The organism is Pseudomonas sp. Kh14 (assembly GCF_900291005.1).
In the GTDB taxonomy this organism is placed as follows: domain Bacteria; phylum Pseudomonadota; class Gammaproteobacteria; order Pseudomonadales; family Pseudomonadaceae; genus Aquipseudomonas; species Aquipseudomonas alloputida.
Map to the genome: position 1 here is coordinate 1 of NZ_OLKJ01000034.1, position 20,217 is coordinate 20,217.

Genomic DNA, 20,217 nt, shown 5'->3' on the forward strand with positions numbered 1-20,217 from the left:
CCGTCCAGGTAGGCTGTGATCGCTGTGAGCTTGAATTGCTCGGTGTACTTACCCATAGATCCCCCAAGGGTTGGATTGGTGTCCAACTTCTTGGGGGCAGTCCAATTTCAGGATCCACGACCCCTGTGGGAGCGGGCGAGCCCGCGAAGGGCTGCAAAGCAGCCCCAATTACATTGTCTGAGCGGAATCTCCTGGCTTCAGGAAGCCAGTGCCTGCGAACGCTGGCAAGCGGGCATTTCATAACGGTGCGGTTGCTGCCAGGCCAGCCGTGCCTGCACATCCACCACCGCGTCCTTCACCTTCTGCGCCCAGTGCTCATCCTTCGGGCACACCACCACCACGCGGAAACCGTGGTCGACACCTTCCAGGCGCACACCTTCGGAATCATCTACGTGCAGATCGATATCAAAAGCCGAAGGCAGCTTGGAGGGTGAGTTTTCCAGCCCTCGCTGGGCCAGGATGTGCTGGTGCCGATCGCTGTTGACCACGCCATCGACATGAATGCCGTAAAGCATCAGCCAGCGGCGGATGTAAGCCGGGGTACGCCCCGAGGAGGTGTAGATCCAGATGCTGCAGCCCTGGCGGCGCAGGTCGCGGATCAGTTCGCGGCTGCCGCTGCGCAGGGGCTCACCCAGCCAGCGATGGACGAACCCCGGCAGCTTGCTGTCCTCGGCGGCGGCGTGTTCGGGCAGGCAGGCCAACGTGTCGTCGATATCGAACGAAATGCGTACCTGGCCACGCTTGAGCTTGCGCTCGATAGCTTGCCGCCCTCGTGCGAACAGGGATGAACCTTGCATCAGCGGCTCCCCTCGTAGGCAGGCACAGGCGTGCCATTCAAGAAGAACTTGCCGGGCTCAGGCGCCTTCGCTTCCAGGAACGCGGCGTACTTTTTCTTGATCTTGGGGAGTTCGTACAAAGCCTTGACACCGTGTTTGGCGGAGTTGCGTATGACCGAGGACGGGTTGAAGTAACCCTCGGCGTTGTCCAGCGACAGCACGAATGGCGGCAGACCGGCACGCATCAGCAGATAGCTGACAATAAGCGAACCCGTGCGATTGTTGCCTTCGATGAACAGCTGCGGCTTGCTGAGAATCCGTACATACACACCTGCTGCCCGCTTCCAGATGGAATCGCTGCGGTACGCGCAGTACCAGTTGTACAAATCCTTGATGCCACCTTCCACGTTGTTGAAAAAGTGCGCTTCGGTTGCCGCAAGGTGCGGGGCGAATTCCAGGCGACGGGCCGGATCGCTACCGCATAGCACGGTGGCATTGATTTCCAGCATCAGGTTCAGCTGTTGCAGGTCGAACAGGTCGATACCGCGAGCGACATAGTCGTCAATCAGCGCATAGCCTTCAACCACATTCAGCAGCACCTCGTCGGTAAACGGGTCCCGCGGCTCGGTGAAATGCTGGCTGAGTTCGGCAAAACGGCCCTGCACCTCGCGCAGTGCGCGCTCTACCGCTGACAGATCAAGACGACGCGTCGCTCGCATTGGTAATCCCGGGTAACACTTTAACGGAAGGTAACGCGGCCGGGTGTTGCAACCTTCCTGGCTGCAACACCCGCCCACCTTGGGCTTGCAGGGCTCAGCTGAACTTGCCGCTGATGTAGTCGCTGGTCAGCTGCTCGCGCGGGTTCTGGAAAATCTGCGCGGTTGGGCCCATCTCGACCAGGTAGCCGGTGCGCGTGCCCTGGGAAATATCCACCGAGAAGAACGCGGTGGTGTCGGCCACACGAATCGCCTGCTGCATGTTATGGGTCACCAGGGCGATGGTGTAGTCCTTTTTCAGCTCGACCATCAGCTCTTCCACGCGGCGGGTGGCAATCGGGTCGAGTGCCGAGCAGGGCTCGTCCAGCAAAAGCACTTCCGGCTCGGTGGCGATCGCACGGGCGATGCACAGGCGCTGCTGCTGGCCACCGGACAGCGACAGCCCGCTGACCTTGAGCTTGTCCTTCACTTCGTCCCACAGCGCGGCGCCTTGCAAGGCGTGCTTCACGCGATCGCCCAAGTCGCCTTTGTAGCGGTTCAGGCGCAGGCCGAAGGCCACATTGTCGAAGATGCTCATCGAGAACGGGTTGGGCTGCTGGAACACCATGCCGATATAGCGGCGCACTACAACAGGGTCGACGCCCTTGCCGTAGACATCCTGCCCAAGAAAGTGCACATGGCCTTCGAAGCGGAAGCCCTTCACCAAGTCATTCATACGGTTCAAGCTACGCAGCACGGTACTCTTGCCGCAGCCCGACGGGCCGATGAAACCGGTGATCTCGTTTTTCCTGATCGGCACATGGCTGTCACGCACGGCCATGAAGTTACCGTAGAAAATCTTGTCGAGCTTGCAGTCCATGACGATGGGGGCTTCGCTGACCAGGGGAGCGGCTCTTTGCGCAGTGGATACGTTCAAGTTGGATGCTCCCTTTCTCAATACTTGGGCTTGCCGAAGACTCGGCTCAGAATGTTGATTACCAGCACGATCATTACCAGCACCAGCGAGGCCGCCCAGGCGAGCTCAAGCTGGTTGTCGAACGGCATGCCGGAGAAGTTGTAGATAAGGACGGCGAGCGAGGCCGTAGGGTTCATGACCTCCAGGCTGCCGTCATGGTAGATCCAGTAGTTGCTGAACAACGCGGTGAACAGCAGTGGCGCGGTTTCGCCAGCGGCGCGGGCCACGGCCAGCATGACGCCGGTGAGGATGGCCGGCAGGCCGGTAGGCAGCACGATCTTCCAGATGACCTGGGCGCGGGTGCAACCCATGCCGTAGGCAGCGTCCTTCATGATCTTGGGCACCATCTTCATCGACTCTTCGGCGGTCAGCACCACGATCGGCAGCATCAGCACCGCCAGGGCCACGCCGCCTGCCGGTGCCGAGTAGGTACCGGTGGTCATCACCACCAGGGCGTAGGCGAACACCCCGGCCAGGATCGATGGCAGGCCAGTGAGCATCTTGGCGGCAAAGCGCGCAGCGTTGGCCAGCTTGCTGTCGGGGCCGAGCTCGGCCAGGAACACCGCTGCCAAAATACCGACCGGAACGGCGATGGCGGCGGCAATGCCGACCATCACGAAGGTACCGGCCATGGCGTTGCCGAAGCCGCCGCCCATTTCGAAACCGGTAGGTGGCAGTTCGGTGAACACTTCCAGGTTGAGCCGTGCGCCACCGCGGGTGATCAGCATGTACAGCACGGAAATCAGCGGCACGCTGGCCACCAGTGCCGCGAACCAGGCCAGCGTGGTCAGGATCAGGCTGCGCAGGGCACGGCCTTCCAGCTTGCGCTGCAGGCTGGGCAACGCGGCTACAGGGGTCGTCAGGTCAGTCATTGTTTGTTACCACGCTGGGCGTAGAGCATGATCATCGAGCCGAGAACGTTCACCAGCAGGGTGATGAACATCAGTACCAGTGCCGCGTACATCAGCACTTCGACCTCGTTCGGGCCGGCTTCCGGGAAGTTCAGCGCCAGCAGCGCCGCCAGGGTGTTGGCCGGTGCGAACAAGGACAGGGAAATGGTGTTGGCGTTGCCGACCAGCATGGCCAGCGCCATGGTTTCACCGAGTGCACGGCCCAGGCCCAGCACCAGCGAACCGAAGATGCCGGTAGCCGCCGAGGGCACCATCACCTTGAGGATGGCTTCCCAGTGGGTGGTACCCATGCCGTAGGCAGCCTGCTTGGTTTTCATCGGTACGCTGGTCAGCGCATCCTGGGAAACCGCAGCGATGGTCGGCAGGATCATGATCGCCAGCACCAGCGCCGCAGGCAGCAGGCCTGGGCCACTCAGGGAGGTGCCGAAAAACGGGATCCAGCCCAGCTCGCTGTTCAGCCAGGCGGTCAACGGGCGAATCGCCGGGATGACCACATAGATGCCCCACAGGCCGTACACCACGCTGGGGATGGCGGCGAGCAACTCGACGATGGTGCGAAACACCGCGGCAAGCTTGGCCGGAAGGAAATCCTGGGTCAGGAAAATGGCCATGCTGACGCCGAAGAAACCGGCGATCAACAGGGCGATCAAGGCGCTGTACAGCGTACCCCAGATCGCTGGCAGAATACCGTACTTGCCTTGGTTAACGTCCCAGACGCTGCCGAACAACACGTCAAAACCGTGCTTTTCAATGCCGGGCAGTGCCTTGCGGCCCACTTCGTAGACCAGCGCGAAGACCAGCGCCAGTACCAGCACCACGCCAATGCGCGCAAGCGCACGGAAGGTGCGATCGACCAGAAAGTCTTTCGCAGACGGTGGCTGGCACGCGGAGTCGGGGTTATCCGGTATGGCAAAAGGTGTGTTCATTGGCGAGTTCCGGGACAAGGGACAAACACCCCCGGCACGGCTTCATGCCGATACCGGGAGCGCCTGGGTATTACTGGATGTTGGCGGACGCTTTACGCACCTGGTCTACTACCGACGGCGGTAGCGGGATGTAACCCATCGAGTCGGCGATGGTCTGGCCTTTGGTCAGGCTGTACTCGACCATTTCACGCATGGCCTTGGCTTTTTCCGGGTTGCCGTTGTCCTTGCGGAAAATCATCCAGGTATAGGAAGTGATCGGGTAGGACTTGGCACCGTCCGGGTCAGGCAGCCAGGCCACCAGGTTTTCCGGCATGTTCACCGCAGCCAGTGCTTCGGCACCGCTCTCGGCATTCGGCACGACGTATTGGCCGGCCTTGTTCTGCAACATGGCGAAGTCGACCTTGGCCAGCTTGGCGAAGCCGTACTCGATGTAGCCGATGGCGCCCGGGGTCTGGCGGACGGTGGCGGTTACGCCGTCGTTCTTCGGCGACTTGATGAACTTGTCGGTGGCCGGCCAGTTGACGGTATTGCCTTCACCCAGCCCTTGCTTGAAGTCAGCGTTGATGGCCGACAGGTGCTTGGTGAAGACGGCAGTGGTGCCGCTGGAGTCGGCACGCACAACCACGGTGATCGGGGTGGCAGGCAGCTTCAGGTCTGGGTTGGCCGCCGCGATTTGCGGGTCGTTCCACTGGGTGATCTTGCCGAGGAAGATATTGGAGTAGACGTCGCGCGGCAGCTTCAGCCCTTTAGGGTTGCCCGGCAGGTTGTAAGCCAGAACGATTTCACCGGCGGTCATTGGCAGCAACTGCACGCCTTCGCCAACCTTGGCAATGTCTGCTTCGCTCATGGCCGAGTCGCTGGCGGCGAAGTCGACGGTCTTGTTCAGGAAGTCCTGAACGCCCGCGCCGCTACCCTTGGACTGGTAATCGACGGTGACCCCAGCCGTGTTCTTGCTGAAGTCCTTGAACCAGGTCAGGTAGATCGGTGCAGGGAAGCTGGCGCCCGAACCGGTCAACCGAACGTTTTCTGCAGCAAAGGCTGCCGAGGTGGCGCAAAGGGAAACGGCAACGGCGAGTGCAGCAGACTTCATCAGGCGTTTCATCAAAATGTGCTCCATGTGATGGCCGGCACACTTTGCATCAGCTGTGTTACAACTTTGTGACTATTGAATGGCAGGCCGCGCGGTAGAGCTTATTGACTGTGCCATCAGGCGCCGAGCCGGAACCCTGGAACGGCTCCAGCCTCGACGCTAACGCTTGAATGTGTCGATAGACCATGCAATGCGGCACCGGGAACAGGAACCTGGCCACTGCAGGCGATCAACCGATACCGGCGAGACCTGTATCACCGGCATCCGCACAGCGGTTGCGGCATGCACATTCGAACTCAGCCTGGGCACGGGTGGAAAAGTTCAGGCTCAGACGCATCTTGTCCTGGGTGTCGTAGAGGTCGTAACCCTCCCCCAGTGCGGCAGGAAAGCCAAGCCGCCGAGGATAAGCCTCTTTCTTGAGTGGCACTGCGGGAACCACAACGAAGCGTGTCTGCATGATCATCCCCTTCGGCAGTGCTTAAGTATTAGTACTGCTATGTGAAAGCATCAAGATGACTCATGCAATATTTTGGTTCAGCCGCCTATTCTCGCGGTGATGAGTGAGCAGAATCCCAGCAGGCAAATGACCCCGATGCCATAGAACAACGTTCTCCAGGGCTGCAAACCCCGCAGGTAGGCCAGCGTGTGCAGGACCCTTGCAACCGTGAACACCACACTCAGCCACAGCACCGGTAGCGTGGCGGCTTCCAGCGCAACAGCCAGCCCGCCGAGGGCAAAGAACATGGGAATGTTCTCCAGGTCGTTGGCCCAAACCTTGGCAGCACGTATCACCTGCGGGCGTTCTGCGGCCTGGGCGATGCGCCTGAACACGGCAGCGTCCTCCGGGTTGGTGAACGCGACGAAGCGCAAGCGGTGATAGCCCTGATAGCAGGAAACCAGGAACATCTTGAGGAACAGCAGCACCACACACAGCGCATAAACCTGCAAGGCACTGCTCATGGCTGGCGCCCCTCGGCAACGCCTCTGGTCACCAGGTACAGCAACGGCCCAAGCGAAACGAACACGACGGTCAGCAGCAGGTAAGGCAGCACCGCGATCCCGGCTCTGCCGCGCATGCGGTTGTCTCTCACCATCCAGCAACCGGCCAGCCCGGCCATCAGGTACAGGTCGATGACCACCTGGGCCGTGTCCGCCTGCGCCAGCAGTGCCAGCCCGAATGCCAGCAGCGATTGCTCGGCAATCAGCATGGTCCAGCCGGTATACAGCGAAAACAGCACCAGTATTGCCAGCGCGCAGATACGCAAGCCCATATAGCTCTCCTTGATAGGGTTTGCCGGCACAGTAGTGATAGGGTTGCTTGCACTCAATGACCCGTGAGGTCATGGACATTGCACTCAAGGACGATCAGGGCAACGCATGAATCAGCATCTGTTCCATCGCAGCACCCCTGCCCCGCACATCTCAGCGGGCCAGCATCTTCGCGAACTGCGCCGTCAGGCCAACCTCAGCCAGCTGGAACTGGCGCTGCTGACGGGGCTGTCGCAGCGTCATCTGAGCTGTGTGGAAACAGGACGCGCAAAGGCCAGCCCAGGCACCTTGCATGCCCTGCTCTCAGCCCTGGATGCGCCGCTGGAGCGGTGCAACGAAGTGTTCGTTGCTGCAGGATACGCGCCCCGCTACGCCGCCACGCCGCTCGATGCGCCTGAACTGGCCTTGGTGAATACTGCCATCGAGCATATTCTGCAGGTGAACAACCCCGCTCCGGCGATCGTCATCGATAGCCACTGGAACGTCATCGCCGCCAACGCCAGTACCGGGCTGCTGTTGGCGATGGCCGGTGTCAGCGCACAGCCGGCAACCGGCCTCAACCTGCTACAGACACTGCTGTGCCCCGGTGGCCTGGGTGATCACCTGGCCAACGCGCCGGAAATCCGCGCTGCAGCCTGGCAACGTGCATCCCGGGAGGCCGCAGGCAATCCGGCACTGGCAGCGCGCTTGCGCGACTTGCCGGCCCCGGCAAGCCCGTGCCAGATGACGACAGCCACCCCTCTGCTGCTGACCCGCGTGAACACCCCATATGGTGAGCTACGGTTCCTGTCCACGTTCACCACCTTTGGCATGCCGCAGGATGTCACCGTGCAGTCACTGCGCATCGAACACCTGATCCCCGCCGACCCTCAGACCCGGCAAAGAATGCAGGCAGCGTTCGAGCAATGGTCGGCCGTTACAGCGTAAACGTCAGGGTCTGGCCAAGGAACCTGGCGCTGACCTCGTGGCCTGTTTCATGCAGGTCGAACGGCTGGCACATGGCCCCGGTGGTCACGACATCCCCGGCCTTCAGGGTCTGGCCACGCTCGGCAGCGTGCGCGTACAGGTGAGCCAGCGACACCAGCGGGTCGGTGGCCGCATCGCCAGACAAGCCACCGGCGCGCCGTTGACCATCCACATGCACCTCGGTGGTTTCGGCCAGGTCAGCGAGCAACGGCACATTTATACCAGCGCCCAGGCTATTGCCGACCACCAATGCTTCAAACCCCACGTTGTCAGCCACAAAACTTGGCCAGCCGACAGCCTTGCGGTCGACAAAGCGCGAACGCACCACTTCAAAGGTGACGCACGTGGCGCGAATATCCTCACTCACCGGTACGCGCCCGGCTTGCGGAGGAATATCCCGGTCCAGCACGAAGGCAATTTCGCATTCGATGGTCACCGGCGTAACCGCTGGCAGCTTGATATGTGCGCCATCGGCATGGCAACGCCCCGCTTCCAGTTGGCCAATCAAGGGCCGCGACAACTTGCCTGCACGCATGCCAGCTGGGCTGCCGACGCCCAGCTTCCACCCGGCGCGCTGGCCTGCGGCAGCAGCAAACAACTGGTCCTGGCTGTCATAGCCTTGTTTCAACGTCTCGGGCTTGAGGCTGGCGGGCAGTTCCGTCAGCAGGTCACCGCTGCGCCAGTGTTGCAGTAGCAAGGCTGCAGTGCGTTGGTGTACGAAGAGCGAACGGTTCATCAAGACCTCATTGAGATAGGCGATGGCGGGCAACAGATGCTATGGCCTGAAATTGATAATGATAAATATATTGTCATGATGCTAATCATCACAAATTGTTATTGAACTGCCTGATGAAATCCGCCTGCAGGTGCATGCTCAGCGATCAGTGGAAACCGGCTGCTTCAACAACAACACATAAGCCATCGCAGCAACCGCGGCCACGGCGGCACTGATCAGGAATGCCGAAGCGAAGGACCCGGTCTGCTGAATGCTGAACCCGGTCACGATGGGCGCCACAGAGCCTGCCAGGTAGCCGCCGAAGTTCTGGATCGAGCCAAACGAGGCCACGCGCTGGCTATCGACCACGGTGTTGGCGATCATCCATGCGGTAGAGCTGGCCATGTTCACGCTGAACAGCGCACAACACAGCAGCGCCACGCTGAGCAGGAAGCCGCTACCGAACGACAGGGGAACGGTGAATGCGGCCGCCGCGAGCAACGCAGTCACTACAACCCGCTTACGGCTACCCAGCACACTGGCACCGTGCTTCACCAGGCGGTCGCAGATGCGGCCCGCGACAATGGTGCCCAACGCGCCGAACACATAGGCCAGCGAAACCACCCAGGCTGTCTGGTACAGGCTCAAGCCATGCTCGCGCTCGAAGTAGCCCGGCAGCCAGGTCAGGTGCAGCCATAGCATGTAGATCACCCCCATGAAGCCCAGTACTGCGCCCCAGGTGCTCTTGTGGCGGAACAGCTCGGCCCACGCCGCCAGTTGTGCCTGCACACTGGGCCTGGCGCTTGCCACCGCCTGTTTATGCGCCTGGGCCGCCAGCAGCAGCTCACGCTCCTCGGCAGGCAGTTCGGCCAGGTACTGCGCCTTGCTTTTGTAGAAGGCGAACCAGCAGGCGGCAACCAGAATGCCAAATACACCGGTGACGATGAACATGCCGCGCCAACCCCAGGTGATCATCAGCAGCGTCAGCAACGGCGGCGCCAGACACGGCCCGATGCAGGTCGATGACAGCACGATGCCGGTCGGCGTACCCCGCTTCTCGGCCTCGAACCACTCCGCCAGCGCCTTGGCCGCCGACGGGAACATCGGCGCCTCGCCAATTCCCAGCACCACCCTGAGCCCGATGAATGCAGAAAAACTGTTGATCAGGCCAGAAGCCGTCTGTGCCACCGACCAGCCCAGCAGGGCCGCCCCCAGCGAAATCTTGCTGCCCAGGCGGTCGATGATCATGCCCAAGGGCAGTTGCGAAAAGGCATACGCCAGGGAAAACGCCGACAGCAGAATGCCCATCTGTGACGGCGTGATGCCCATGTCGCGCTGGATGGACGTATTGGCAATCGACAGCGCACTGCGGTCGACGTAGTTGATGATGCCGATCACCAGCAACAGGCTGACGGTGATGACCTGGTACTTTCTGAACGGGTTCGAGCTGGCGACCGCTTCAGGTTCGCGGGCAAGCCCGGGTTGCGCATATTTGGTATTCATGGGCGTTCACTTTTGTTGTTATTGGTTGAACAGCAGGTAACGGCTTACATGGACGCTTCAAGCAGCCACTGGTAATCCTCGGCAGAGGCCTCACGTGGGTTGGTGCGGTGGCTGTGATCGGCCAACGCGCCCTGGACGATGCGCGGGAACAGGTCCGGGCTGACATCCAGTTCGCCAAGGCCGGTCGGCAGGCCCAGACTACGGGTCATGTCGCGAATGGCATCTTCGATCTGGCTGTCATCGGCCAGCCCCATCGCCTGAGCGATGCGTTGCATCTTGTGTTCACTCACCACCGTTTCGGCCGTGCGGTTGAAGCGGATGACGGCAGGCAGGAAGATCGCATTGAGGGTGCCGTGGTGCAGGCGTGGGTTGATCCCGCCTAACGCATGGCTAAGGCTGTGCACGCAGCCCAGGCCTTTCTGGAAGGCCAGCGCCCCTTGCAGCGATGCGCTCATCATGTTGATGCGCCCGTCCAGGTTGCCCGGCGCGCGGGTGGCTCGTTCGATGAAGCGCCAGGCCCGCCACAGGCCGTCCAGGGCAATGCCGTCGGCAGGCGGGTTGAACGCCGGTGCCATGAAGGTTTCCAGGCAGTGGGCAATCGCGTCCATGCCGGTGGCAGCCGTGAGTTGTGCCGGCAGCCCGAGCGTCAGTGCCGGGTCACAGATGGCGGCCTTGGGCACCACATGGGGCGAGATCACCCCCACCTTGCGCCCGTCATCGAGTATCAGGATGGCACCGCGCCCGACCTCGCTCCCCGTGCCGGCCGTGGTCGGCACCGCAATCACCGGCGCGGTTGCCGAGGTGATTCGGGCCAGGCCGCCCTCGATCACCGCAAAGCACTTCAACGGGCCGTCGTGCCGGGCGCACACGGCCACCCCCTTGGCCAGGTCGATCGCCGAGCCACCGCCAATGGCGATGATGCCATCACAGCCATATGCCTTGAACATGGCCACAGCCTCACGCACGGCATGCTCGTTGGGGTTGGGTGGCGTACCGTCGTAGATCGGCAGTTGTGCCGTGTCGCTGGCGAAGGTGTTCAACGCCGTATCGACGATACCGGCGGCACGCACGCCACGGTCGGTCACGATCAAAGGCCTGGTTATACCAATGCGCTCACATTCGGCAGGCAGGCATGCAATGGCACCGATATCGAATTGGATCTGGGTGATGTAGTTGATCAGGGACATAAGGCTTGGCAGGCTCCTGGCTTTATTATTCTGGGCGTTTCAGCCGCACTGGATGCGACACTGTGCAGCGCCAGTATAGGAATGCGCGGCTAGCCATGGTATTGAGAACAATCCATATCGGTATAACCAGGACGAATACCAGATGACCCCATCGCTCAATTCGATCATGTCCCGCCTGCACGCCCGCCATCTGCGCTTGTTGATCGAGTTGGACGAGCACCGCTCGCTGCTCGGTGCAGCAAGCAGCGTCGGGCTTACCCAGCCTGGTGCCAGCAAGGCCTTGCAGGAAATCGAAACCACCTTCGGCACTGTGCTGTTCAACCGCACCAACCGAGGCCTGGAGCCCACGGCCGCCGGGCACTGCGCCATCCGCTACGCACGCCTGTTGCAGACCGATATCGCCAACCTGCGGCACGATCTGGATGCAATCCTGCGTGGGGTCGGCGGCCGGCTGGCTGTGGGGGCGATCATGGGGGCGGTGCCGTTGCTGATGAAGGCGGTGTCACAGCTGGCCAGCATCCAGCCGCAGATGTCGTTCGAAATCATCGAAGACACCAGCCAGTCGCTGCTGACCCAGATCGAGAGCGGCCGCCTGGACATAGCCCTGTGCCGCACCAGTGTCAGCAATACGCCGCAGCTGTTCGCCAGCACCTTTGTCCAGGATGAGACACTGGCGGTCATCGCCAACCTCGACCACCCGCTCAAGCATGCGCCAAGCCTGAGCCTTGCCGACCTGGCCGAGAGCCGCTGGATCGTCTACCGGGCCAACATGCCCATGCGCGTGCAACTGGAGCGCGAATTTCACGATGCCGGGCTGCGCTTCCCGCTGCACCTGGTTGAAACCACTTCGATCCTGGCGACCTTGTCGCTGTTGCAAAACCGTCCTGACTTCGTTGCGCTGGTGTCGATCGACGTGGCCCAGCAATGTGCAATGAATCAACAGGTCAGCATACTGCCCTTGAGCATGGGCTCGGTCAGCGACCCCTACGAGTTGGTTACCCGTAAAGGCAGCCAGGCAACACCGGCCATGGACACGCTCACCGAACTGCTGCTGTTGCAGGGCCGACAGCGCTGCGACAGTTAATGCGGTTTCATGGCAGAAGCCACTGGGAAATCTGGGCTGAGAGGCTGAGGTTCAAGACAGTAATGAGGCAGCCCGCCAGCCCTGGGTAATCAGCCTTGCAGCTACACCGGCAGTGCTGTTGGCGGCATGACGTGCCGCTACACCTGCACGCCATTGACCCAGATCAAGCCCTCGCGCCGGGTTCGCGCGACGATGGCTGCACGCAAGGAATGACTCAAGCACCGCCAGGCGCACAGTGCTCAAGGTTTACCGCTTGATCGCTGTGCGCGGCCTTGGCCAAGGAGCCCCACATGAACCCGATGAAACACATACTGGTTGCCACCGACCTTTCCCCACATGCCCGCAACGCCGCTGAGCGCGCTGCCTACCTGAGCGATGCGCAACAGGCCTCGCTGGACCTGCTCTACGTTGCCAACCCGGCACCCTTCGAGCGCCTCAAACAGTTGGTGACGCCTGATGACGATCTGTTGAAACGCGTACTGGATAGCGCAGGCGAGAAAACCCACGCACTGGCAGCACTGCTGTTCCAGCGTTACGGTATCTCCGCTGGCGTGCAGGTCGCCAGCGGCTCGGTGATCACGGAGATCAACCGGGTGGTGCAGGACAAGCACAGCGACCTGCTGGTGTGTGGGGCCAGGGGCCAGAGCGTGGCACGGCGCCTGCTGCTGGGCTCGACCGTGCAGAAACTGCTCAACCGCATGCCCTGCCCTTTGCTAGTGGTCAAGCCGGCCCCTCGTGATGCCTACCGCACCGTGCTGGTGCCAGTCGATTTTTCGTCCGTTTCACTGCGCACCATCGAATTGGCCAAGGCCATTGCACCGCAAGCAGAGATCATTCTGCTGCATGTGTACGAAGCCCCGTTCGAAGCCAGCGTGCGCTTCGCCCATCTCGACCACGACACCCTCACCCACTACCGCAATGTCATCCGCAAGGATGCACAAGTACAGCTCGCGGCGCTGAGTGAGGCTGCCGGCCTGGCCGATGCACGGCAGATCCTTGTGCACGGTGACCCTGGCTGGCGCATTGCAGAGCAGGAACAGGAGCTGGAGTGCGACCTGATCGTGGTCGGCAAGCAGGGGGCAAGCGCGCTGGAGGAACTGCTGGTGGGCAGCGTCACCAAGCATGTACTGAGCGAATCGCAGTGTGATGTGCTGGTCTCGCCATAGCATACCGTGCCTGCCGAGCACGCTGATAAGCGCCCTCGGCAGGCGCCGCTGTGCAAGCGTCAGCCCTGCCCTTGCATGTTCTGCGCTTGCCTGCGGTAGCTGGAAAGCGAAAAACCGGTCTGACGCTTGAAATAGCGGCACAGGTAAGACGCGTCGGCAAAACTGAGCGCATCGGCAATTTGCCCGACAGCGTGATTACTGTAGGAAAGCAGTGCCTTGATTTCCAAGGTCACCTGCCGATCGATCAAACCTTTCGGGCTGGCATTGAAATACACCTTTGTCAGTTGCGACAGATAGAACGGGGTGATGTTAAGCGCGTCGGCATAGAACTTAACCTCGCGCTGCCGAGTGCTGTGTTTGCCTACCAGCTCCCAGAATCGCCAACTCAGCGCTTCCTTGCGGCTGAACGCCCTGCCTGCTGTCGGTAACACGGGAAGCTGCTCGGCAATCTTCAGGAAAAGGTTCTGTAGCTGGTTGCGCAGCATGATGTGCTGATAAGTGGCACAGCACCGCACAATATCGCGCATCTGCCTCAGCCACCCTTCCAGCAGCGGCCTCTCGCTTTCGGCAAGTACACAGTGCGGATGGTCGTGCAGAAAGACGAACAATGAATTGGGCAGTGGGTAGGCGACCTCGGCAGCAAGTGCTTGCGGTATCAGGCAGAAAAACACCTTGAAACGCCGTGAGCGACATTTGAGCAAGGCTATGGTGTCTTCGGCCAGCACCAGCACATCTGCGCGCCTGACAGCATGCTCTTTGAAGTTCAGCGTGAAACGGGCAGCCCCGGACAGGCACACAAGCAGTGTCAGATAGGCATGACCGAACGACAGTGGCGCCCCCTGCCCGTCGGCAAGCGTGCTTTCACCTGTCTGGATCGGATCACCAGCCGCGTAAAGTTTCGGAATGTGATGCATCGCACTCGGTACCACCGCCAGATAGAGCCAACAGCCTAACATCAAGCACCCGTGCAGTTTCGAAAAGTACCGATAATGCCAAGGTAGTGACGTTTACCGCGTGGCCAGTCGGCCATACGCTGGCCCAACGGACCAGACAGGAGTACAGGACATGAAATTGGAAACCGAACGTTTGCTGCTTCGCCCTTGGCTGGAGAGCGACGCTGCTGATTTGTACGAATATGCCAAGGACGAGCGCGTCGGCCCCGCTGCGGGCTGGCCTGTGCACACCAGTGTGGAGCACAGCCGCGAGGTCATTCGCGAAGTGTTCAACCACCCCGAAGTGTACGCCCTTGAGCTCAAGCAGAATCAACGTGTCGTAGGCTGTGTCGGCCTGCTGACTGGCAGTAACAGCAACTTCGAGATCAGTGAACAGGAAGGTGAAATTTCCTACTGGATCGGGGTTCCCTACTGGGGCAAAGGCCTGGTTCCGGAGGCTGTGCGGGAAGTCATGCGCCACGCCTTCGAAACCCTGAAACTGCAGGCACTGTGGTGTGGCTACTACACTGACAACAGCCAGTCACAGGCTGCCCAGGCGAAGTGTGGCTTCCGTCATCATCACACCGAAGAAAACAAGCACAACCGCTTCCTCGACGACTATCGTACTGAGCACATCAGCCGCATCACCTACCAGCAGTGGGTGGAGGGTGAGCAACAGCATAACTAGCCGACGGCGACGCCCGTACGGTGCGTTCGATCACTCGCTGGGCACACCCGGTATACGACGCAGGAAAGAGAAGCTGACGCTGCAGGCTGCAAATTGCCATGGCCTGCACCGGTGCGGCACCGGTAGGGCGTAGTCGCTGCCAGCGCGCTCTCCACAGGGCGTTTCATCGATTGCACTGATGATTACTATCGAGCGGCCTGCCTGTCGGCCTGGCACGGCCGCCTCTACAATCCCCTGCAAATCCCCCCGCTCCTGCGCCTGCTACAGGCGAGATCCCTCATGGAACCTAACCCATGCCAAGCAACAGCCAGGCCCCTCGCGGCCTTCCCGAACACAGCCAACAAAGCGTGACCCAGCAATGGCTGGCAATCCTCTCGGTAGCCGTGGGTGCTTTCGCCCTGGTCACCAGTGAGTTCCTCCCGGTGGGGGTGCTGAACGATGTGGCCAGCGACCTTGGCATCAGTGCAGGCCTTGCCGGCCTGATGGTGACCCTGCCAGGGATCATGGCTGCGTTAGCCGCCCCGTTGATTTCCGTAGGCGTCGGCGCGCTGGACCGGCGCTACCTGCTGATCGGCCTGACGCTGATCATGATCATCGCCAACGCCATCGTGGCCTACGCCGGCGACTTCAACCTGCTGTTGGTCGGCCGTGTGCTACTGGGTATCAGTATCGGCGGCTTCTGGGCGACAGCCATCGCCCTCAGCGGCCGCCTGGCACCTGACGGGATGGGCGTAGCCAAAGCCAACTCCATCATCATGGCGGGCGTAACCCTGGCGACGGTAGTGGGCGTGCCTGTCGGCACCTGGCTGAGTGGCCTGATGGGCTGGCGCATGACGTTCCTGGTCACTGCACTGGTAGGCGTACCGGTGCTGCTGGCACAGGTCTTCCTGCTGCCGCGGCTGATGCCGGAAAAGGCCATTCGCATCCGCGACCTGCCGGCGTTGTTCATCAACCCGCAAGCACGGGTCGGTTTGATCGCCGTGTTGCTGATCGGCCTGGCGCACTTTGCTGCGTACACCTATGTCGCACCGTTCTTCAAACAGAATGCCGGCTTTGACGGGCCTACGATCGGTTCATTGTTGCTGCTGTATGGCGTGGCCGGCTTCATGGGCAACATCTTCGCCGGCTTTGCTGCCAACCGCAGCGTGCGGCATACCCTGATGCTGGTCGCGCTCATGATCGCTATCAGCACCGCCCTGTTCCCGCACTTCGCCACCGGCATGACGGGTGCCGCCATGCTGATCGCACTGTGGGGCTTTGCCTTCGGTGCGTTCCCGGCATGTGCCAATATCTGGATGTTTGTCGTGGCGCCCAAGGATGTCGAACGTGGCATGCCGCTGTTCGTGGCCATGTTCCAGGTGATCATTGCCGTGGGCTCGTTCTTCGGCGGGCAAGTCGTGGACCATATGGGCACTGCGGTGCTGCTGAGCCTGGCCACGGCGCTGGTGGGCTGTGGCTTTGTCACCGTGCTGGTGCTGGGGCGCAATGTCAGTAACGATCTGGCGGCGCAGCCAGGCTAAGCAGCCGCCCAGGGCGGCTGCTCAAAGCGTGGGGCCGTGAAACCGAGGCGCCTGCTTCGCGGGCAAGCCCGCTCCCACAGGTACCGTAGGCTCCAGGCGCTTGCATTAGCTGCAATCGCCCCGCTCGGGATGGCGCGGTTGCCTGGCGCACATCACCTGAACCTCGGCGCCACGGGCCCTGGCCAGCAGCTCCTCGGTGTCATCGCCACCGGGCAAGGCAAGCAACAGGTCAGGGCGGCTGTCATTGAGCATGAACAGGTTGCGCAAGCGTTCGGCCTGCTTGCCGTGCAGCTGCCAGTTTGGCGGGTAACGCACCAGATCGGCGCCATGCTCGCGCGCCCAGCTTTCGATTTCCCCTCCAAGGAACTGGCTGCCACCGTGGATCAACACCCGGATCGGCCGCTGGCGCTGGACGTCGTCCAAGGCCTGGCGGCAACGCCGGGTGTCGGCGTAGTTGCGTCCTGCACAAATCAATACTCGCATGGTCTGCTCTCCTTGCATCGCTCAGAACCACTGGCCGAAACGGCGGATATAGAGGGTCTTCATGGCCTGGGCGACCACGCAGTAGCCCAGCAGGGTGGCGGCCAGCCAAGGGAAGTACTCCCACGGCAGCGGCACCAGGCCAACCATCGCGCCCACCGGGGAGAACGGGATGTAGATACCCAATGCCATGACCAGCCCCGTTGCCAATACCACCGGCAATGCGGCGGTGCTCTGGAAGAACGGTACCTTGCGAGTGCGCAGCATGTGCACTACCAGCGTCTGTGACAGCAAGCCCTCGATGAACCAGCCAGACTGGAACAGCGCCTGCATTTCGACGCTGTTGGCGGCGAACACGTACCACATCAGGGCGAACGTGGTGATGTCGAAGATCGACGACGTAGGACCTATCCACAACATGAAGCGGCCGATGTTGCGGGCATCCCATTTGCGTGGCTTGCTGAGGAACGCCTTGTCCATGCGGTCCCAGGGCAGCGACAGCTGGGAAAAGTCATACATCAGGTTTTGCAGCAACAAGTGGATCGCCAGCATCGGCAGGAACGGAATGAACGCACTGGCCACCAGGACCGAGAACACGTTGCCGAAATTGGAACTGGCAGTCATGCACAGGTATTTCATGATGTTGCCGAAGGTTTCGCGGCCTTTGAGCACGCCCTCCTCGAGCACCATCAGGCTCTTTTCCAGCAAAATGATATCGGCCGATTCCTTGGCGATGTCGGTGCCGCTGTCCACCGAGATACCAACGTCAGCATCGCGCAGGGCGGCGGCGTCGTTGATGCCGTCGCCAAGGAAGCCCACGGTGTGACCATTGGCCTGCAGGGCCTTGAGCACCCGTGATTTCTGCAGCGGGGTGAGCTTGGCGAAGACGGTGCGCTCCTCCACCTGAAGCTTCAGGGTGGTGTCGTCCATGCCCTCGATGTCCTGGCCGAGCAAGGGCTGGCCTGGCGCCAGGCCCACTTCACGGCAGACCTTGGACGTGACCACCGGGTTGTCGCCGGTCAGTACCTTTACCTGCACGCCCATGTCGCGCAAGGCGGCGATGGCCGGGCCGGCGGTTTCCTTGGGCGGGTCGAGGAAGGTCAGCAAGCCCTGGATGACCAGATCGCGCTCATCTTCGGTGTGATACTGCGCCTTGCCTTCGGCCGCCGGGATCTCCCGGGTGGCAACCACCAGCACGCGGAAGCCGTCCTGGTTGAAGGCATCGACACTGGCCATCAACTGCTGGCGGCGGCACGGATCGAGGGCAAGGACCTTGTCGCCTTCCTGCACATGGGTGGCGATGGCGAGCATTTCCTCGACCGCCCCTTTGCTTACCAGCAGGTGATCGCCCAAGGCATTCTTCACCACCACTGACAGGCGGCGGCGGATGAAGTCGAACGGCAGTTCGTCGACCTTTGCGTAGGCGGAAGGCGCCTGGAACTGGCGGTCCTGGCCGGCGAAATGCAGCACGGCCTGGTCCATCAGGTTGCGGATGCCGCTTTGGTGATGGCTGTTGAGCCAGGCCAGCTCGAGGATGTGCTTGTCGGTTTGGCCGTCGAAGCGCACATGGTGCTCGAGGATGATCCGGTCCTGGGTGAGCGTGCCGGTCTTGTCGGTGCACAGTACATCCATGGAGCCCAGGTTCTGGATGGCGTTCAGGCGTTTGACCACCACCTTGCGCCGAGCCATGGCCACGGCGCCCTTGGCCAGGTTGGCGCTGACGATCATCGGCAGCATTTCCGGGGTCAGGCCCACTGCCACGGCAAGCGCGAAGAGGAAGGCATCACCCCAGTCGCCTTTCACCACACCGTTGATCATGAACACCACCGGCACCATCACCAGCATGAAGCGGATCAGCAGGCTACTGACGCTGTTCACGCCGCGGTCAAAAGCGGTCTGGCTGCGCGAACCGGCAATGGCCTTGGCCAGCGAGCCAAAATAGGTGCGTCGGCCGGTCGCCACCACCACGGCGCGGGCGCGGCCACTGACCACATTGGTACCCATGAAGCAGATGTTCGGCAACTCGAGCAGGTTGTCCTGATGTGCGCCATGCTCGGCGGCCGACTTCTGCGCGACATTACCCAAGGTGTCGTACTTTTCGACCGGCAACGCTTCGCCGGTAAGCACGGCCTGGCTGATAAACAGGTCGCGCGCTTCGAGCAGGCGGATATCGGCGGGAATCATGTCACCTGCAGAAAGCTGCACGATGTCGCCGGCCACCAGTTCGTCCATGGGCACTTCGCGCAGGCGCGGGGCTTGCCCGATCTGCTCGCGGCGCAACACGGTGGCAGTAGTGCGCACCATTGCCTTGAGCGCGTCGGCAGCCTTGTTCGAGCGGTACTCCTGCCAGAAGCGCAGCAGGCTGCTGAGGCTTACCATGGTCATGATGATGATGACCTTGGTCAGGTCGGCGTCGTCTGCTTCTCCTGCACTGACCGGCAGCCAGTAGTCGGTGACGAAGCTGATCCCGGCCAGGGTCAGCAGTACATAGATGAACGGGTTGTTCAGGGCCTTGAGCAGCTGCACCAGGGCGTGGGGTTGCGGGTCGTGGGCAACCTGGTTGGCCCCATCGCGCGCCAGGCGCTTGGCGGCTTCGTGCTCGGTCAGGCCCTGTTCGCTGGCATCGAGGTTGGCGAGGGTGACCGCCAGGCCATTGCGCGCTTCACGGGCGGCGCGGGTGGACAGGCGGGTTTCGCGTTCGGCCTTGGCCGATGAGGTGTTACGGTGTTTGACAGTCATGTTGCTGTGCTCCTGCCGCTGCGGCGGCACGACACACAGACGTTTCACTCAGGCGGTGAACGAAGGCATGTCGGGTCGCTGAATAATGCTGGTTCTTTCCGACAGTTGTCTGTCCGCTGCCGAGAGTCGGAAGTTGTTTCGGCAGCGAACTTTCTACTCGCGCAATCCATGGTTTGATTCCTTTTCATAAACACAGGGCAATAGTTATCCCGCGAACTTTTAACGTAAAAAGTTCGAGCACAAAGATACCGTTCAATATCTTTTATTCAGTGAGAAGTGCGGGGGCTCAAGCGTGCATGAAGACGCGCCAGCACCCCGCATCTACTTGGGGGTTCCTGGTGGTGGTCAAGGTAGCCGTGCAGACGCCGCGGCCAGACGCCGGTCTGCTGCGGCGCAAGGCACGCAGGCTGGCGATGTGAAACGAATGAAGTGAGGTTCATGAGCTTGCCTCCAACCGGCCAACACCGGCGGCGGCAAGTCACGGCGGAGCATCAGGCTCTGGCGCGGCTTGCCCGACCAGGGTGTCGGGACCGGTGTTCCGGTTCAAGTGCCTGACCAGGCCATTCGGCAAGGGTCAGGCAGCGACAAGATACT

The 20,217-nt window shown here is 61.5% G+C and carries 20 protein-coding genes; 5 read left to right on the plus strand and 15 right to left on the minus strand.

Annotated features, from left to right (window positions below):
- Positions 1 to 197: 197 nt before the first annotated feature.
- The 9 genes from FQ668_RS17140 to FQ668_RS17180 all read right to left on the minus strand — a co-directional run bounded on the left by FQ668_RS17140 (position 198) and on the right by FQ668_RS17180 (position 6,645).
- The gene (locus tag FQ668_RS17140) at positions 198 to 797 is read right to left on the minus strand and encodes a hypothetical protein (RefSeq protein ID WP_019439089.1); all 600 of its coding nucleotides are present in this window, start codon (positions 795 to 797) and stop codon (positions 198 to 200) included.
- Positions 797 to 1,495, minus strand: coding sequence for a hypothetical protein (locus FQ668_RS17145; protein WP_019439088.1), 699 nt, complete (start codon positions 1,493 to 1,495; stop codon positions 797 to 799). The genes FQ668_RS17140 and FQ668_RS17145 overlap by 1 nt, the downstream gene beginning before the upstream one ends.
- A gap of 94 nt (positions 1,496 to 1,589) precedes the next feature.
- Complete coding sequence (gene pstB, locus FQ668_RS17150) at positions 1,590 to 2,351, minus strand: phosphate ABC transporter ATP-binding protein PstB (RefSeq protein WP_017148287.1); 762 nt, start codon at positions 2,349 to 2,351, stop codon at positions 1,590 to 1,592.
- A gap of 74 nt (positions 2,352 to 2,425) precedes the next feature.
- A complete protein-coding gene (gene pstA / locus FQ668_RS17155; RefSeq protein WP_014591397.1) occupies positions 2,426 to 3,319 on the minus strand; it encodes a phosphate ABC transporter permease PstA in 894 nt (297 codons plus the stop codon).
- Entirely contained in the window at positions 3,316 to 4,284 is a 969-nt protein-coding gene (gene pstC, locus FQ668_RS17160; protein WP_004574212.1) for a phosphate ABC transporter permease subunit PstC, read from the minus strand. Before pstC ends, pstA begins: the two co-directional genes overlap by 4 nt.
- A gap of 70 nt (positions 4,285 to 4,354) precedes the next feature.
- Positions 4,355 to 5,386 carry a phosphate ABC transporter substrate-binding protein PstS gene (gene pstS, locus FQ668_RS17165; protein WP_003254123.1) on the minus strand — a complete coding sequence of 344 codons (1,032 nt, stop codon included), beginning with the start codon at positions 5,384 to 5,386 and terminating at the stop codon, positions 4,355 to 4,357.
- Positions 5,387 to 5,603: 217 nt separating this feature from the next.
- Entirely contained in the window at positions 5,604 to 5,837 is a 234-nt protein-coding gene (locus tag FQ668_RS17170) for a hypothetical protein (RefSeq protein ID WP_014591399.1), read from the minus strand.
- A gap of 71 nt (positions 5,838 to 5,908) precedes the next feature.
- Positions 5,909 to 6,334, minus strand: coding sequence for an MAPEG family protein (locus tag FQ668_RS17175; protein ID WP_019439087.1), 426 nt, complete (start codon positions 6,332 to 6,334; stop codon positions 5,909 to 5,911).
- A complete protein-coding gene (locus FQ668_RS17180) occupies positions 6,331 to 6,645 on the minus strand; it encodes a hypothetical protein (RefSeq protein ID WP_014591401.1) in 315 nt (104 codons plus the stop codon). Before FQ668_RS17180 ends, FQ668_RS17175 begins: the two co-directional genes overlap by 4 nt.
- Positions 6,646 to 6,751: 106 nt before the next feature.
- Between FQ668_RS17180 and FQ668_RS17185 the strand changes: the two genes are divergently transcribed.
- Positions 6,752 to 7,570: a helix-turn-helix domain-containing protein gene (locus FQ668_RS17185; RefSeq protein WP_019439086.1), complete on the plus strand. Its 819-nt coding sequence runs from the start codon at positions 6,752 to 6,754 to the stop codon at positions 7,568 to 7,570.
- On the opposite strand, the gene FQ668_RS17190 is transcribed toward FQ668_RS17185, so the two are convergent.
- The 3 genes from FQ668_RS17190 to FQ668_RS17200 form a co-directional block, all read right to left on the minus strand.
- Positions 7,560 to 8,345 (minus strand): 2-keto-4-pentenoate hydratase, encoded by a 786-nt coding sequence (locus FQ668_RS17190; RefSeq protein ID WP_014591402.1) that lies wholly within the window; start codon positions 8,343 to 8,345, stop codon positions 7,560 to 7,562. The two genes, FQ668_RS17185 and FQ668_RS17190, sit on opposite strands and share 11 nt — an antisense overlap.
- A 138-nt stretch (positions 8,346 to 8,483) precedes the next feature.
- Positions 8,484 to 9,827 carry an MFS transporter gene (locus FQ668_RS17195; RefSeq protein WP_014591403.1) on the minus strand — a complete coding sequence of 448 codons (1,344 nt, stop codon included), beginning with the start codon at positions 9,825 to 9,827 and terminating at the stop codon, positions 8,484 to 8,486.
- A 44-nt stretch (positions 9,828 to 9,871) separates the two neighbouring features.
- Positions 9,872 to 11,014, minus strand: coding sequence for an iron-containing alcohol dehydrogenase (locus tag FQ668_RS17200; protein ID WP_014591404.1), 1,143 nt, complete (start codon positions 11,012 to 11,014; stop codon positions 9,872 to 9,874).
- Between the two features lie 142 nt (positions 11,015 to 11,156).
- Here FQ668_RS17200 and FQ668_RS17205 point away from each other — a divergent pair, with 142 nt between their 5' ends.
- Both FQ668_RS17205 and FQ668_RS17210 read left to right on the plus strand, forming a co-directional pair.
- Complete coding sequence (locus tag FQ668_RS17205) at positions 11,157 to 12,098, plus strand: LysR family transcriptional regulator (protein ID WP_019439085.1); 942 nt, start codon at positions 11,157 to 11,159, stop codon at positions 12,096 to 12,098.
- Positions 12,099 to 12,388: 290 nt separating this feature from the next.
- The gene (locus FQ668_RS17210; protein WP_019439084.1) at positions 12,389 to 13,264 is read left to right on the plus strand and encodes a universal stress protein; all 876 of its coding nucleotides are present in this window, start codon (positions 12,389 to 12,391) and stop codon (positions 13,262 to 13,264) included.
- A 59-nt stretch (positions 13,265 to 13,323) separates the two neighbouring features.
- On the opposite strand, the gene FQ668_RS17215 is transcribed toward FQ668_RS17210, so the two are convergent.
- Positions 13,324 to 14,178, minus strand: coding sequence for a helix-turn-helix transcriptional regulator (locus FQ668_RS17215; protein WP_019439083.1), 855 nt, complete (start codon positions 14,176 to 14,178; stop codon positions 13,324 to 13,326).
- 151 nt (positions 14,179 to 14,329) lie between these two features.
- Between FQ668_RS17215 and FQ668_RS17220 the strand changes: the two genes are divergently transcribed.
- Together FQ668_RS17220 and FQ668_RS17225 are read left to right on the plus strand one after the other, a co-directional pair.
- Positions 14,330 to 14,884 (plus strand): GNAT family N-acetyltransferase, encoded by a 555-nt coding sequence (locus tag FQ668_RS17220; protein WP_019439082.1) that lies wholly within the window; start codon positions 14,330 to 14,332, stop codon positions 14,882 to 14,884.
- Positions 14,885 to 15,177: 293 nt separating this feature from the next.
- Entirely contained in the window at positions 15,178 to 16,404 is a 1,227-nt protein-coding gene (locus FQ668_RS17225; protein ID WP_014591408.1) for an MFS transporter, read from the plus strand.
- A 105-nt stretch (positions 16,405 to 16,509) separates the two neighbouring features.
- On the opposite strand, the gene FQ668_RS17230 is transcribed toward FQ668_RS17225, so the two are convergent.
- The gene (locus FQ668_RS17230; protein ID WP_014591409.1) at positions 16,510 to 16,887 is read right to left on the minus strand and encodes a DUF2493 domain-containing protein; all 378 of its coding nucleotides are present in this window, start codon (positions 16,885 to 16,887) and stop codon (positions 16,510 to 16,512) included.
- A 21-nt stretch (positions 16,888 to 16,908) separates the two neighbouring features.
- A complete protein-coding gene (mgtA, locus tag FQ668_RS17235) occupies positions 16,909 to 19,623 on the minus strand; it encodes a magnesium-translocating P-type ATPase (protein WP_014591410.1) in 2,715 nt (904 codons plus the stop codon).
- Between the last annotated feature and the right edge of the window lie 594 nt (positions 19,624 to 20,217).

What these genes read in the sequence shown, in the direction of transcription:
- FQ668_RS17140 (WP_019439089.1), bottom strand. Translation starts at nt 797, where the DNA reads ATGCAAGGTTCATCCCTGTTCGCACGAGGGCGGCAAGCTATCGAGCGC.
- FQ668_RS17145 (WP_019439088.1), bottom strand. Translation starts at nt 1,495, where the DNA reads ATGCGAGCGACGCGTCGTCTTGATCTGTCAGCGGTAGAGCGCGCACTG.
- pstB (WP_017148287.1), bottom strand. Translation starts at nt 2,351, where the DNA reads ATGGACTGCAAGCTCGACAAGATTTTCTACGGTAACTTCATGGCCGTG.
- pstA (WP_014591397.1), bottom strand. Translation starts at nt 3,319, where the DNA reads ATGACTGACCTGACGACCCCTGTAGCCGCGTTGCCCAGCCTGCAGCGC.
- pstC (WP_004574212.1), bottom strand. Translation starts at nt 4,284, where the DNA reads ATGAACACACCTTTTGCCATACCGGATAACCCCGACTCCGCGTGCCAG.
- pstS (WP_003254123.1), bottom strand. Translation starts at nt 5,386, where the DNA reads ATGAAACGCCTGATGAAGTCTGCTGCACTCGCCGTTGCCGTTTCCCTT.
- FQ668_RS17170 (WP_014591399.1), bottom strand. Translation starts at nt 5,837, where the DNA reads ATGATCATGCAGACACGCTTCGTTGTGGTTCCCGCAGTGCCACTCAAG.
- FQ668_RS17175 (WP_019439087.1), bottom strand. Translation starts at nt 6,334, where the DNA reads ATGAGCAGTGCCTTGCAGGTTTATGCGCTGTGTGTGGTGCTGCTGTTC.
- FQ668_RS17180 (WP_014591401.1), bottom strand. Translation starts at nt 6,645, where the DNA reads ATGGGCTTGCGTATCTGCGCGCTGGCAATACTGGTGCTGTTTTCGCTG.
- FQ668_RS17185 (WP_019439086.1), top strand. Translation starts at nt 6,752, where the DNA reads ATGAATCAGCATCTGTTCCATCGCAGCACCCCTGCCCCGCACATCTCA.
- FQ668_RS17190 (WP_014591402.1), bottom strand. Translation starts at nt 8,345, where the DNA reads ATGAACCGTTCGCTCTTCGTACACCAACGCACTGCAGCCTTGCTACTG.
- FQ668_RS17195 (WP_014591403.1), bottom strand. Translation starts at nt 9,827, where the DNA reads ATGAATACCAAATATGCGCAACCCGGGCTTGCCCGCGAACCTGAAGCG.
- FQ668_RS17200 (WP_014591404.1), bottom strand. Translation starts at nt 11,014, where the DNA reads ATGTCCCTGATCAACTACATCACCCAGATCCAATTCGATATCGGTGCC.
- FQ668_RS17205 (WP_019439085.1), top strand. Translation starts at nt 11,157, where the DNA reads ATGACCCCATCGCTCAATTCGATCATGTCCCGCCTGCACGCCCGCCAT.
- FQ668_RS17210 (WP_019439084.1), top strand. Translation starts at nt 12,389, where the DNA reads ATGAACCCGATGAAACACATACTGGTTGCCACCGACCTTTCCCCACAT.
- FQ668_RS17215 (WP_019439083.1), bottom strand. Translation starts at nt 14,178, where the DNA reads ATGCATCACATTCCGAAACTTTACGCGGCTGGTGATCCGATCCAGACA.
- FQ668_RS17220 (WP_019439082.1), top strand. Translation starts at nt 14,330, where the DNA reads ATGAAATTGGAAACCGAACGTTTGCTGCTTCGCCCTTGGCTGGAGAGC.
- FQ668_RS17225 (WP_014591408.1), top strand. Translation starts at nt 15,178, where the DNA reads ATGCCAAGCAACAGCCAGGCCCCTCGCGGCCTTCCCGAACACAGCCAA.
- FQ668_RS17230 (WP_014591409.1), bottom strand. Translation starts at nt 16,887, where the DNA reads ATGCGAGTATTGATTTGTGCAGGACGCAACTACGCCGACACCCGGCGT.
- mgtA (WP_014591410.1), bottom strand. Translation starts at nt 19,623, where the DNA reads ATGACTGTCAAACACCGTAACACCTCATCGGCCAAGGCCGAACGCGAA.